Annotated in this window: 11 protein-coding genes, 1 tRNA gene and 2 pseudogenes; 11 read left to right on the forward strand and 3 right to left on the reverse strand. The window is 34.0% G+C overall.

From position 1 onward, the window contains the following. Window positions 1-47: 47 nt before the first annotated feature. The 5 genes from AAGD29_RS06015 to AAGD29_RS06035 all read left to right on the forward strand — a co-directional run bounded on the left by AAGD29_RS06015 (window position 48) and on the right by AAGD29_RS06035 (window position 4432). Window positions 48-626, forward strand: coding sequence for a lysophospholipid acyltransferase family protein (locus tag AAGD29_RS06015; RefSeq protein ID WP_341758766.1), 579 nt, complete (start codon window positions 48-50; stop codon window positions 624-626). Window positions 627-634: 8 nt separating this feature from the next. Further along, window positions 635-1921 (forward strand): lipid IV(A) 3-deoxy-D-manno-octulosonic acid transferase, encoded by a 1287-nt coding sequence (waaA, locus tag AAGD29_RS06020; RefSeq protein WP_341757454.1) that lies wholly within the window; start codon window positions 635-637, stop codon window positions 1919-1921. Window positions 1922-1925: 4 nt separating this feature from the next. Then, window positions 1926-2477 (forward strand): isopentenyl-diphosphate Delta-isomerase, encoded by a 552-nt coding sequence (idi, locus tag AAGD29_RS06025; protein ID WP_341757455.1) that lies wholly within the window; start codon window positions 1926-1928, stop codon window positions 2475-2477. A gap of 37 nt (window positions 2478-2514) precedes the next feature. Continuing rightward, window positions 2515-2590 (forward strand) — tRNA-Ala (locus AAGD29_RS06030). Between the two features lie 138 nt (window positions 2591-2728). Then, window positions 2729-4432, forward strand: a complete 1704-nt coding sequence (locus AAGD29_RS06035; protein WP_341757456.1) for a hypothetical protein — start codon at window positions 2729-2731, stop codon at window positions 4430-4432. Window positions 4433-4434: 2 nt separating this feature from the next. Here the strand turns inward: AAGD29_RS06035 and AAGD29_RS06040 are convergent, their stop codons facing one another. Further along, entirely contained in the window at window positions 4435-5232 is a 798-nt protein-coding gene (locus AAGD29_RS06040) for a Dam family site-specific DNA-(adenine-N6)-methyltransferase (RefSeq protein WP_341757457.1), read from the reverse strand. A gap of 383 nt (window positions 5233-5615) precedes the next feature. On the opposite strand from AAGD29_RS06040, the gene AAGD29_RS06045 reads away from it, so the two are divergent. The 5 genes and pseudogenes from AAGD29_RS06045 to AAGD29_RS06065 all read left to right on the forward strand — a co-directional run bounded on the left by AAGD29_RS06045 (window position 5616) and on the right by AAGD29_RS06065 (window position 10466). Continuing rightward, window positions 5616-6551, forward strand: coding sequence for a HAMP domain-containing sensor histidine kinase (locus tag AAGD29_RS06045; RefSeq protein ID WP_341757458.1), 936 nt, complete (start codon window positions 5616-5618; stop codon window positions 6549-6551). Window positions 6552-6749: 198 nt separating this feature from the next. Then, on the forward strand, window positions 6750-7367 hold the full coding sequence (locus AAGD29_RS06050; RefSeq protein ID WP_341757459.1) for a hypothetical protein: 618 nt from the start codon (window positions 6750-6752) through the stop codon (window positions 7365-7367). Window positions 7368-7389: 22 nt separating this feature from the next. After that, entirely contained in the window at window positions 7390-8199 is an 810-nt protein-coding gene (locus AAGD29_RS06055; protein ID WP_341757460.1) for a transposase, read from the forward strand. 289 nt (window positions 8200-8488) lie between these two features. Next, window positions 8489-9813: pseudogene (locus AAGD29_RS06060) on the forward strand (IS110 family transposase). Between the two features lie 197 nt (window positions 9814-10010). Continuing rightward, window positions 10011-10466, forward strand: coding sequence for a hypothetical protein (locus AAGD29_RS06065; protein WP_341757461.1), 456 nt, complete (start codon window positions 10011-10013; stop codon window positions 10464-10466). Here AAGD29_RS06065 and AAGD29_RS06070 read toward each other — a convergent pair. Beyond that, on the reverse strand, window positions 10459-10854 hold the full coding sequence (locus AAGD29_RS06070; protein ID WP_410521137.1) for a transposase: 396 nt from the start codon (window positions 10852-10854) through the stop codon (window positions 10459-10461). The genes AAGD29_RS06065 and AAGD29_RS06070 overlap by 8 nt on opposite strands. Window positions 10855-11440: 586 nt before the next feature. On the opposite strand from AAGD29_RS06070, the gene ltrA reads away from it, so the two are divergent. Continuing rightward, window positions 11441-12685: a group II intron reverse transcriptase/maturase gene (gene ltrA / locus AAGD29_RS06075; RefSeq protein ID WP_341757463.1), complete on the forward strand. Its 1245-nt coding sequence runs from the start codon at window positions 11441-11443 to the stop codon at window positions 12683-12685. Window positions 12686-12735: 50 nt separating this feature from the next. Here the strand turns inward: ltrA and AAGD29_RS06080 are convergent. Next, a pseudogene (locus tag AAGD29_RS06080) lies at window positions 12736-13184 on the reverse strand (IS5 family transposase); the annotation flags it as partial. Between the last annotated feature and the right edge of the window lie 412 nt (window positions 13185-13596).

A 13596-nucleotide genomic window follows, 5' to 3' on the forward strand; every position in this document is an offset into this window, starting at 1 on the left:
AAAAAATCCTTAAAAAAAACAATTTTGTACTTAGTGTAGTTACTAAGATGCTGTATACTTATTTGAGAGTGGTTTATTTTACCTGTCGCTGGCAATTTGTCTTTTCAGATAATTACAATAAACAGGAATTTTTAGCACAAAAAGGGGTAATCTTTGCCTTTTGGCATAATAGGCTGGCTTTCGGTCCAGGAATATTTGCCGGTCATAAAGATATTTATGCTCTTATTTCCCCTCATCGAGATGGCAGAATAATTAGTGATATAGTAGGTAAATTTGGCTTTGGGGTAATAAATGGTTCTAGTAATAAGAATCCTGTATCAGCTTTAAAAATAATTATCAAAAAGTTACATAACGGCAGTAATATAGTGATTACACCAGATGGTCCACGTGGACCTATTTATAAAATAAATAGTAATATTAACAAAGTGGCTCAAAAATATAATATAAAATTGATACCAGTTTCTTGTAGTGCTTCTAGATATTTTTTACTCAAAAGTTGGGATAAACTGATTATGCCTCTACCTTTTGGTAAAATAACAGCTTTTATAGGCTTACCACTAGCTTTTGTAGGAAATGAAAACCAGGACAATATTAATTTAGCACAAGCATTAACAGGGTTGAAGTAAATCTATCTATGATCTATTTATACCATGTCTTAAGTTTTCTACTTCTTCCAGTGTATTTTTTTTTATTAGTATTAAGAGTTATTATTGGCAAAGAAGATGTAAAACGTATTAAGGAACGTTTTGCTATTTTCCATGCACATACTAAACGAAATGAAACTTTAGTTTGGATACATGCAGCCAGTATAGGGGAATCTCTTATAGCTCTTACCTTAGTTGAAAATATCAATAATCTTTGGTTAAAAAGAACTATGCCAAAAACCTCCTTAAAGTTTTTGGTTACTTCGGGAACTAGATCTTCTGGAAAAATATTACAACAAAAACTACCGCAAAATGCCATTCATCAATTCATTCCTATAGACAATATTATTTTTGTTAAAAAGTTTTTTAGAAATTGGCAACCAAACCTAGGAATTTTTGTTGAATCAGAGTTATGGCCATGTCTCATTAGTGAAGGGGCAAAACATTGTGAACTATTATTATTGAATGCACGTATTTCTGATAAATCATTTGAATCATGGAAAAAAATAAGTTCATTTTTTAGGTTAGTTACCGCTAACTTTAGTGAGATTATTGTGCAAAGTAACCGTGATTTCCAAAAATTTATGCAACTTGGTGTGACAAATATAGTTAATTTAGGTAACATTAAATTTGCCAACAAAAAATTACCTGTAAATGAACAAGAGTTAACAATTTTTACACAACATATGAGTGGTAAAAGAGTTATTGTATTTGCTAGCACCCACCTAGACGATGAGGTAGTAGTACTTAATATTATAAAACCAATAAAACAACGACACCCAGATTGCTATTTTATTCTAATTCCACGCCATCCTGAGCGTAAGAATGATATAGGAAAAGCGTGTACTCAATTAAATTTAACTTATAGTATCAAGTCCGAACAAAATATACCTATTCTAACTGATGATCTTTACATTGTTGATAAATTTGGCGAACTTGGATTGTTTTTTAGCATAGCCTATATCTCATTCATTGGCGGTTCATTTAAACAAGGAGGACATAACGTACTTGAACCAGCATATTTTGCTAATTATATTATATTTGGACCAAATATGAGTAATTTTGCTAATATTGCTAATGAAATGCTTACTAATAAAGCTGCTACTCAAATTCGAGATGAAAGCGATTTGCTGAATAAAATTGAGTATCTTCTATCTGAAACTGGTACTCAGGAAGCTGAAATTTATCAGGCTAATGCTTTGAAATTTGTCAATAAAAACCAACAAATTTTAGGTAATTATTTAAATATTATAGAAAAACACTTAGTGGAGAATTAGTGTTATGTTATACTCGAAACATGTTGTATTAGTTGATGAACAAGATAATGTCCTTGGAATAGAGGATAAGTTAAAAGCTCATAATTCTAATACTCCATTGCATAGGGGATTTTCTGTATTTCTTTTCAATAGCAAAAAAGAAGTTTTGATACAAAAAAGAAGTTTACTTAAAAAAACTTGGGGTGGATTTTGGTCAAATAGTTTCTGCGGACATCCACAAATTAACGAAACTTATGAACAAGCAATTTATAGGCATGCAAAATTTGAATTAGGTTTAGTAAGTCTACAGAGAGTAGATCTTATTGCTAATTATCGCTATAAATTTGCTATAAATAATATTGTAGAAAATGAAATATGCCCGATATATTTGGCTTTATCAGATGATATCATAAAAATAAATGAACAAGAAATAGCAGAAGTAAAATTACTTAAATGGCAAGATTTTAAGTTATACACAGAGGAGTACTCAGCAAACTTTTCCCCTTGGTGTAAAGAAGAGTTCGAGATATTAGAAAATAATGAAATATTCAAAAAATTTATGGATTCAGCACTGTAACTATAGTATAAAGCTGGGCTGATATAAAGTATTTTTAGGGGTCATAGCTCAGTTGGTAGAGCGTTTGAATGGCATTCAAAAGGTCGGGGGTTCGATTCCCCCTGTCTCCACCAAAGACCTCCAAGCTTTTCATCATTTTCTACTTTCCTCGTAAATATCCTTATGCTGCTTATATGCTGCTAATAATTTCAAAAATGGTATCTTAATTGCTCTATTACCTCGTTTAAACCTGATGTTTAAGTTGAGGTATTATGCACACTATATGCTGCTCTTTTTTTCCTGCCTGTTCTACTACTGGTAGTGATGTTGGTAATAATTCTACTATCTTTTACCATTTTGTTGGTAATTTTGTGCCACCTGAATGGCGGGGTCTTTCTTCCAGTAATGGTAAAGTTTTAAGTAAAACTGCTAAGCAACTCCTATCATTAATCGTATTTCGCTTGCAAATCTATCATAATAATAGCATAGATGAACTCCAGGAAACTTATAACTTTTTTGAACAGTCTTTAGGAGTTTGCCAAGAACGGGTTAGACAATGTTTGATGGAGTTGCAGAAAGCTGGCTTTATTGATCTTCGTAAAGCAACCATAGTCAAATATGGCATTAAGTGTCGTAATGTCCCTTGTATTAAACTGGCAAGAATTTTCCAACCTCATTCTCAAAAAATTTCTAGTGAAAATGAAAAAATTTTAGACTCAACTCAAAAAAACTTTGGGGCTAACCCCAAAGAATTTTTGCCTCAACCCCAAAAAAGTTTGGATCACTCTATATATATAGATAATAATAAAAATATATCTAATAAATCTAGATATGGCAAATCTGAAATTTTTCAAAATGAAAAAAATCAAGTTGATGCTAATGAAATTGATAAAAACCAGCAATTACCACAACAAAAGATTGAGCCAATTTTACAATTTGCACAAGAATTATCAGATGAAGCACAAGTTGATAATACTAATACATCTGCTGAAAATCCTATGAGAGATGCCTTGCCACTCAGTAGAACATTACAAAAAGTTGTTCAGCAAGTCTCACAGAAACGTCAGTCAGTAATAGAGTCAAATTGTTCCAATAGTTCATGCATTCCAGTTGTAAACCATAAAAATAGCTGGTTCAGAAGAAAAAGATTAGCTGATTTTTATCCTTTAACTCAAGAAGATGCCGATTTATTGCAGATTAAATCAAATCGAGAATTTAACTTAGACTTTATCAATAAGTTGCTATTAAAGCTAGCTGGGGAATATTCAAATCATCATTTTGGTCATAAGAAAGTGTTGTTGAGCTATATGGCTAAAGCTTTAAGCAATGAACTACGAGAAACTACTAAAGCTAATTCTAGTAATTTCCAGTTTAAATCTAGTGATGACAATAAAACTAAAGAGACTGATAATAGCCAGCAGGCTCAATTAAAACGTAAAATTTCTGGTGCTTTTGATACTGATACAGCTTATCAGTTGTTAACTTCTTGTACATTTGGTAAAGTTTTAGAGGAGCAATTTCAGGTTAAGTTATTAAAAGATATTTCCTTATCAGAACATGTTAAAACTAAAATATTACAGCAAGTACAAATGGTATATGGTAATAAAATAACAAAGTTACAAATTATGCCATGTAAGCGATCTATATCAACAACACAAGGAAATAATACTAAAGATGAAAATTATGCCTATTTGCTTGAGCTAAGTAAACAATTAAATCCTGATTCATTATGGTATAAAGCTAGAAAATTTTTAATTGAACGATACAATAAATATGTTGATATCGCTACCTTTAGTAAATTAATAGTGGTAAAAGAAGATAACATCAATAAAAAAGTAACTCTTAAACCCACTTCAGCTTTTTATGATTATTACATTAGAGATCGTCATATGCAAGATTTAAAAGCTGCCTTGCAAGCTCAAAATTGTAGCTTAGAATTAATTAGCTGGAATGATAATTACAATATTATTAATTAAAACTAATAATTTGTAATTATTACCTCATAAGAGGTTTTTCTTTGCTGTGACATGGAATAGGTGACCTGGATAGTATTAATGTTAAAATCTTGGTACAAGTTTCTAATAAAAGCTGTATCACTATTAGAGATCATAAATTTAACACCTTGATTATCTAGTTCCTTAGCAAAATCTCTTAGTCTCATTTGGTCTTGTTCATCAAATGGCAATCTAGTATAAAATTTCTCACCGGATTGGTGATAAGGTGGATCGAAATAGACAAAGTCATTTTTCTGCGGTTCAATAAAAGAAAAATCTATAGCACAAATAGATGTATTAGATAACAGACTGCTACATTGTTGTAATTTAGTAATAATGTCAGATTTATGATAGTTTCTACCAGAAAAGCTTTGAGCTGGCTCACCATTGATATTGACACGATATATTCCTTTAAAGGAATATCTATTAAGATAGATAAATCTTGCAGTAATTTTATTAGGATTATTACTATTATTATCACTTCTAACTTGATAATAATAGTCTTTGCAATGATTTGCTTGATGTGAATCAAGTAACTTACTTATTGCTTGTGGATTCTTTTTAACCGCATTATAAGACGTCACTAAATCAAGATTAATATCAGATAGATAGCATTTATTAAACATGTGTCGGACTTGGAAAAATAATGCACCACCGCCAAGAAATGGTTCATAATAATTACTTACTCCTGAAGGAATATGTTTAATTAATTGATCAACAATTTTTCTTTTACCACCAACCCATTGGATGAATGGTTGGGTTTTTTCTATAGTTACTGACATAAAGTTATTTATTAAATATTCTATTATAGATTATATCTAAAATAGTCTTAGATGCCAGATAATACTGTAGTTTTAGGTTTTTTTAGTGTTATTATTAGTATAATAAACACTATAATATTCTGTTTATTTTTATAATTAAGAATTGCTTTTATTAATTAGCACAATCTAAGTGTCTCATTTGTGCAGCTCTTTATCAGGTTGGACAAAAATCTGTTAAAAACTTGGCAAATCCTCTGTACTGTCAAGAATTATGGCGATATCTGTGTGAATGATGCTGCTAATTAAGGCATGCATCAAGCTCAGAGGTTAAATTTTACTATGCAAGTTTAACCATTTAACCTCTGGCTTTCTATTTCCATCACTGAAAACAGCAGAGGTATGCTATGACAATTAATAATGAAAATCAACAACAAGATAACAATAAAATAGAAAATTCTACAGAAAAAAACTGGATTTTACATCTAGCTCCAACAACTGTCACATTAATACCATCCGATCAAGCTTGCCAAATGATAGCTCCACAAGGAAATTATGCGGATATTATTAGATATAAAGAAATACAACTAGAATTGCAAGAAGCACAAAATAAACTAAAAATTGATGAATTAATGAGGATAGATTTAATTCGCAATATTGGTTATAGCATAGAAGTGCCTTGCAGTGGGATGTTTGCCCTAATAACTGTTCTTTATGAAGTAGAACAAGAACCAGAGAGGAAACATTATCTAAAAACTATAGTAGATTGTGCTGAAATATTACTTGATTATTCGCATTATGTTCTAGCCTTTTTAAGGCAGAATGCTGCAGCACCAACCATAACTCTAGAAAAATTTAACATAAAAGAATTAGTCAATAAAACGATCACTAAAGCTAAGCCAGCTGAGATAAGTAAAGGGTTAAATCTTTCCTGTAATTTTCAATATGATATGGCAGATTATATCATTGGCGATCATTCTAAATTGCAGGCAGTATTGGATCAATTAGTGGGTAATGCTATTAAATTTACTAAAGAAGGTCATGTTATTGTGACAGTTGGTTTATTCCCACCTTTAAATGGCACAAATAATGCACGAGATAAGATGTTACAAATTATTGTGCATGATACAGGGGTTGGTATCGTTGAGGGAAAACAGCGAGATATGCGTAAAGAATTAGATGATGCAAATACAATTGCTAAATATAATAAAGGATTAGGCTTAGGACTAACATTTGTCAAACAACTTATCAATGAAATGGACGGTGAGATTACAATAACCAGCAAAGAGGGTAAGAGTACAACTATTACCTGTCAAGTACCGGTGAAATTGTTAGCTAATTAATTATAGTGAAACCTATTGAATTAGGTGATACACATTTTGTGTCATACCTGCGAAAGCAGGTATCTAGATTCCCGCCTACGCGGGAATGACAACTTACAATCGTCATGTTCTTTGTCACCTGATTCTAAGGGTTTAACTATAGCAGCAAATCCTGGAATGTCGTTAAAAATATCTAATAAATTTGGAGGTACAAATATTATGACTAAACTTGTTGAACTTAATAAATTTTATGAACTTCTTGAAAAACTACAAGCTGGTGAAAATGTGTCCGATGTAAATCTTGAAAATTATAATATTGGTAGTATTGGGGTCAAGCTACTTAGCCAAGCTTTGAAAAGCAATAACACAGTGAAGGGCATATATCTTTGTGGCAACGCGATTGGTGATGCTGGAACAGAGCTAATTGCAGAGTTTTTGCAGAATAATAACACTGTCACCACAATAGATATTAGCGATAATAATATTGGCAATATTGGTATATGTAAACTTGCAGAAGCGATGAAAGACAATAATACTATAACCAAAATATATCTTAACGGTAACAATATTGGTGATATGGGAGCTTGCCAACTTGCAGAAGCTTTAAAAAACCATAATATAACTATACTAAATCTTGATGAAAATAATATTAAAGATGGTGGAGTAGAAGGCTTAGCTATGTTTCTAGAGAATAATAATAGTATATATTGGCTATCTCTTGCTGACAATAATATAGGAAAAGAAGGAGTAGGAAAGATTGCCAAGGCTCTAAAGTATAATAAGTCTATGGAGATACTGGATATTTCGTGTAACATGCCAGTTACATCATGTGATTAGTGATATAACAGGCGTTACAGGAATGAGTATAATAAAAGCAATTATTGCTGGTGAAAGGGATGCAAATAAATTAGCCACATTTAGGGATAGTCGTATAAAAAGTGATGAAAAGACTATTATCAAAGCTTTGGAGGGAGATTATCGCAAAGAGCATCTTGTAGTATTAAAGCAAGAATTAGATATTTATGAATTTTACCTAAAACAAATCAAGGAGTGTGACGAAGCAACAGAAAGCTGTTACAAAGAATTTGATAAACGTGGTGATGGTGATGTAACAAATAAGCAACGCAAGAACAAAAATTCCCCCAAGTTCGATTTACAACAATCATTATATAATGTCGCAGGAGTAGATTTTACCGCAATCCCAGGGTTAAGTGAGTTAAGTGTACAAACGATAATATCGGAAGTGGGGTTAGAGATGGACAGATGGAGTACAGAGAAACATTTTACCTCTTGGCTTGGTTTAAGTCCTGCTAATAAAATTACTGGTGGTAAAGTATTTGATACGAGAACAAAAAAAGTAAAAAATAAAGCAAGTATAGCTTTCAGGATGGCTGCTCTTAACCTAGGTAGAGGTAAATCAGCATTAGCAGGATTTTACAGAAGGATAACAAGTAGAGCTGGAACACCAAAAGCTATTACAGCAACAGCAAGAAAGTTAGCGTGTATGTTTTATAGATTATTAAAATATGGTCAAGACTACGTCGAACAAGGAATTGAGGCTTATGAAAAACAACATCAAGAAACAATGGTGAAAAACCTACAAAAACAGGCAACAAAATTGGGATTTAACGTGGTTAGAATAGAGTCGTCATTAGAACCAGTTTGTTAGGAGCCCACACTTGATACGCTTCGCGGTCAAGTTTATAATGGAATAAACTGACGCAATACCTTAAAATTAGAACCGGATCTGTACAAGAGTTATGGTCGATAAGCTCAATGGTGTTTTCTGTACCCGATTAGGAGCGTGACTTTGGAGGATGGTGTTTTGTACATTGATGGATCAGACATTGATACCTCGTTTGGAAGAGTATAATTTTTTAAATCCCTCTGACTTGTAGCAGGTTCATGTTAAGATTAATGTGCAACTATACTATAAGGAGGATTTATTATGAACAACGATAATAATACCAATACATTACAAATTATCAATCCTGATTGATATAGGATCAAAATCACATTATGTTTGTGTTCCACAAGATCGGGACAAAGAATATGTAAGAAGATTCGGGAGTTTTACTGATGACTTGCATAAGATTGCTGATTGGCTAAAAAAATGTAGTATTAAAACTATAGCTATGGAGTCAACCGGTGTGTATTGGATACCAGTATTTCAAATACTCGAACAAAGAGGTTTTGAAGTATATCTAGTCAATGCTAAATATGTTAAAAATGTCCCTGGACGCAAAAGTGATGTACAAGACGCCCAATGGCTACAAAAATTACATAGTTGTGGTTTATTACAGTCATCATTCAGACCTGAAGATAGTGTTTGTGTACTAAGAAGTTATATACGTCAAAGAGAGCGTCTGATCAAAAACTCTACAACGCATGTATTTCGTATGCAAAAGGCTTTAACAGAGATGAATATGCAACTACGTAATGTAATTACCGACATCACAGGTACAACAGGTATGGCAATCATCAGAGCGATTATAGGTGGTGAGCGTGATCCAGTAAAATTGGCAAAATTTAGAGATTACCGAATCAAAAGTAGTGAAGAAACTATAGTTAAGTCACTTCAAGGTGATTATCGCAAGGAACATCTCTTTGTGTTGAAGCAGGAGTTTGAATTATACATAGGTTATCTAAAAAAAATTGAAGAGATTGATATTGAAATAGAAGGGCATTATAAAGATTTTGAACCCAAAGGGAATGAAGTAATAAAAGATGACTCAAAAAGAACCGGTAGCAACAGACCTAAATTTAATCTTAAGCAGGAACTCTATAACATGACTGGTCTTGACTTTAGTACAATACCAGGACTTAATGTACTAACTATCCAAATAATTATATCTGAAGTCGGTACAGATATGTCGCAATGGAAGTCAGAAAACCACTTTGCTTCATGGTTGGGTTTAAGCCCTGCTAATAAAATAACTGGTGAAAAAGTCTTTAGTACTAGAACTCGAAAAGTAATCAACAGAGCTTCCACTGCTTTCAGAATTGCAGCTGCCGCAGCAGGTAAAACCAAAACCGCTATTGGATCATTTATGCGTAGAATAAAAATCAGTAAAGGAACTCCAAAAGCTATCACAGCAACTGCCAGGAAAATAGCTTGCTTATTTTATAGGTTGTTGAAATTTGGACAAGTATATGTTGAGCAAGGTATAAGCAATTATAACAAAAATACAAGAACAAATTAGTACAGGCTCTTGAAAAACGTGCAAAAGAATTAGGATTTACTTTAACAGCAGAAAATACTGAAAATCAATATGTTATGTAGCAGTTTGTTGGAAGTGATGCTAAAAAAATCACAACTCTTACTAAAAAATAGTGACAAGTAGTTATTTAGTTGTTTAACAAATTATTATTATTTAATCTTAGATGGATTGATATGGCTATTGTTAAAAACAATTAACAGTACTTTATTGATAACTACTAAGTACTTATCACTTTTGACCTAAATAAAAGAGAGGAAAAATGCCATTAAAACAAGCTATTATACAACAAATAAGAAATAACTCTATTACTACCCTTTACCTTAACGGTGAACATATAGGAGAGGCAGGAGCGAAAAGTCTAGCAGAAGCCTTAAAGGATAATAAATCTATTACTACTCTTGACCTTCGAAATAACCAAATAGGAGATGCAGGAGCTAAAGGTCTAGCAGAAGCCCTAAAGATTAATCAATCTATTACTACTCTTCACCTTCATTATAACCAGATAGCAGATGCAGGAGCTAAAGGTCTAGCAGAAGGCTTAAAGATTAATCCCTATATTACTACTCTTTCCCTTCATAATAACCAGATAGCAGATGCAGGAGCTAAAGGTCTAGCAGAAGGCTTAAAGATTAATCCCTATATTACTACTCTTTCCCTTCATAATAACCAAATAGGAGATGCAGGAGCGAAAGATCTAGGGTGTGTCATCAATTGAGCCAAATTACCATGGAAGCCATATAAACAGCACCCAAAAAGTTCTGAGATGTTTTGTCATATCGTGTTGCAATAGCTCTATATTGCCTCAATTTTGCAAAAAAGTTCTCAATCAAATGCCTAGCTTTATATAGGTCCTTATCATACTTAGCTGGATTCACACGATTCTTCTTTGGGGGAATCACAGCTATACATCCCTTATCTTTCAGCTTATCTCGCATACGTACATCGGCATCATAAGCCTTATCAGCAAGTACAGCATCCGCTTTCGTCAATTCATTCATCAAAACATCAGATCCTTGCAAATCATGAGCTTGAGTGTGCCAAGAATCAATAACTTCATCGTAGTAAGTTATTGAATGCTTAGTAATAGATGGTGGTAGGTCCACCGAGATCGGCTAGCACGAGCAGATCTCAAACGACCCCACGGTGCTGTTTCTTTCAAGGAGATGGTGTTGAGCGGATGGGGAAAAGGCGATGTAGATCGTCACGTATGATTCAAGGAGACGAGCGTAAGCGAACCAATCGATGAGGTGTCGAAATCTGAGTAAATACTGTCAAAACTAGGGAATCTCAAGCATCGCTAGGATAAGGACTAATCGGTAATGTGTGTTTTGGATTAGTGACAGTCGATATAGAGATGGCGTGAACTTGAATTAGGCTATTACTTAGAACTTGGGAACCATTCCTATTCTCTTTTCTTCCATGGGAGTGGGGTGGATAAAGTTGTAGTAGCGATGAAGGTTTGGAAACAAACTGGAGCAAAGGGCTTTACTTTTGGAGTGATAGAAGATCAAACAACCAATTAGGTAGGAAATGATACTTATATACTCGATGAAAATCAACAATTGCGTTGTTGTTGTCCAAGACCTGCGGTGCTCACGTACTAATGTACGCTGTGCTCCTCGGCTTGGACACTCCTAGCACTTGTTGATTTTGATCTTCGTCTACCAACTCTTCATTTACGAGCAGTATATGACTAAACATTATGATGTAAGCAAGGATGAAGTAATGAATGCTTGGAAGAGTGTTCGAAAAAGCGGAGGAGCATGTGGCTTTGATGGCATCACTATAGAAGATGTTGAAGGAGATTTGGATAATCAACTCTATAAGATATGGAATAGGATGTCAGCAGGAAGCTATATGGCTAAATCTGTGCTTTTAGTGAATATCCCTAAAGCTAAGGGGGGATATCGCCAACTTGGGATACCTACTGTTTGTGATCGCATAGCACAAGTAGTTGTTAAGAATAGACTAGAATCAATACTAGAAGACAAATTTTGCCAAAACTCGTATGCTTACAGACCCGGTAAAAGTGCAATAGATGCTGTGACGGTATGTAGAGAGAGGTGTTTTGTGCATGAGTGGTTGGTAGAGATTGATATTAAAGGATTCTTTGACAATATAGATCATGATATATTACTGGATATGCTTTTAAAACATACTGATGACAAAGTTATTGTATTATATGCGAAAAGGTTCTTGAAAGCGACAGGAATAGAGAGTGGCAGGAATATAGAAATAGCAAGGGAAAAAGGCACTCCGCAGGGTGGGGTAGTCAGTCCGATACTTGCTAATTTGTATTTACATGAAGCTTTTGATAATTGGATGCAAGAGATACATAGCAATATAAAGTATGAGAGATATGCCGATGATATTGTGGTTCATTGTTGCAGTGAGAAGCAAGCATATTTTATTAAAGAGAAAGTTCAAGCAAGGCTAAAGCAATATAAGCTAGAGCTGAACCTAGAAAAGACCAAGATAGTATACACAGGAATTAAAAACGATCATGATCATAGGAAGCATAATTTACCACGTAAATTTAGCTTTTTGGGGTATGATTTTAAGCCAAGAATATGGCACGGTAAACTTGTATATACGCCTGGAATTGGCACAGGAGCTATGAAAATGATTAAAGATAAAATAAAGAAGACGTGGCAACTTAAGGTAAGTGTGAGTGGTAGCTTAGAAGATATAGCGGAAAGGGTGAATCCGGTTATTCGAGGATGGATAAACTATTATGGTCATTATAGGAGATCGGATTTATACAAACTAGAATACGTGATAAATAACTATCTAGTGCGATTTATTAAGAAGAAGTACGAGAGTTATGCAACATGGAATAAGGCTTGGAAACACTTAGGCAAACTAAAAGCAGAATCAGCTCACACATTTTGTCATTGGTACATGATAAGTGAATCCAAAGGAAGAGCCGTATAACGCGAGAGTGTTACGTACGGTTCTGTGAGAGCCTGAAGTGCAAACCTTGGGCTACTCGACCCCGGGGTAAGATGGAATCCCGTTGGATTCCCTAGAGCGTCACATGTGGCATGGATTTTAGTACTCAGCCCCCCTTTACCTCGTCCAATTGCTTGGTCATCATCTAACTCTTTTTTTTAGCACCGGCACTATGTTGATGAGCCCTAACAATGGTTGAATCAATCATGGCATACTCGTTATCAGCATCTTCAGCCAGCATCTCAAAAACCTTTTTCCACACACCTGTCTTGCTCCACCTTGAATGACGTAGGTGAATCACTCGAAAATCTCCAAAACGTTCAGGTAGGTCTCTCCAAGGTATACCAGCCCTATATCGATACAAGACTGCTTCTACAAATAGGCGATTATCCTTGGCTGTTACACCAACAGACTCTTCCCTTCCAGGTAGCTTATCTTTAATCCGATCCCATTGATCGTCACGTAGAGCATATCGACGCATAGAGAAAATTTATCCTTAATTTTTTCTCTATTACACAACAAATAAACGCTCCTGTCAACTTAATTGATGACACACCCTAGCAGAAGCATTAAAGGATAATAAATCTATTACTTATCTTGACCTTCGAAATAACCATATAGGAGAGGCAGGAACGAAAGCTCTAGCAGAAGCCTTAAAGATTAATCCCCATATTACTACTCTTTACCTTGAAGGAATAGCAAAGGAGATAGAAACAGAATTACAGATTAATAGCGATCCTACTAAAAAAGCCGCTAAGATACTAAAACAGCAACAACAAGCAGAGGCAGATGAAAAAGCTAGACAAGAAGCTGAGAGACTTGAGCAAGAAGCAAAGCTTAGAGAGCAAGAGGAAGCTAAGGCAATAGAAGAAGCAGCTAAATTAAAAGCCATA

Origin of the sequence: Candidatus Tisiphia endosymbiont of Ditula angustiorana (genome assembly GCF_964026425.1) — a bacterium.
In the GTDB taxonomy this organism is placed as follows: domain Bacteria; phylum Pseudomonadota; class Alphaproteobacteria; order Rickettsiales; family Rickettsiaceae; genus Tisiphia.

Coding starts and splice junctions, on each gene's coding strand:
- AAGD29_RS06015 (WP_341758766.1), top strand. CDS start 48: ATGCTGTATACTTATTTGAGAGTGGTTTATTTTACCTGTCGCTGGCAA.
- waaA (WP_341757454.1), top strand. CDS start 635: ATGATCTATTTATACCATGTCTTAAGTTTTCTACTTCTTCCAGTGTAT.
- idi (WP_341757455.1), top strand. CDS start 1,926: ATGTTATACTCGAAACATGTTGTATTAGTTGATGAACAAGATAATGTC.
- AAGD29_RS06035 (WP_341757456.1), top strand. CDS start 2,729: ATGCACACTATATGCTGCTCTTTTTTTCCTGCCTGTTCTACTACTGGT.
- AAGD29_RS06040 (WP_341757457.1), bottom strand. CDS start 5,232: ATGTCAGTAACTATAGAAAAAACCCAACCATTCATCCAATGGGTTGGT.
- AAGD29_RS06045 (WP_341757458.1), top strand. CDS start 5,616: ATGACAATTAATAATGAAAATCAACAACAAGATAACAATAAAATAGAA.
- AAGD29_RS06050 (WP_341757459.1), top strand. CDS start 6,750: ATGACTAAACTTGTTGAACTTAATAAATTTTATGAACTTCTTGAAAAA.
- AAGD29_RS06055 (WP_341757460.1), top strand. CDS start 7,390: ATGAGTATAATAAAAGCAATTATTGCTGGTGAAAGGGATGCAAATAAA.
- AAGD29_RS06065 (WP_341757461.1), top strand. CDS start 10,011: ATGCCATTAAAACAAGCTATTATACAACAAATAAGAAATAACTCTATT.
- ltrA (WP_341757463.1), top strand. CDS start 11,441: ATGACTAAACATTATGATGTAAGCAAGGATGAAGTAATGAATGCTTGG.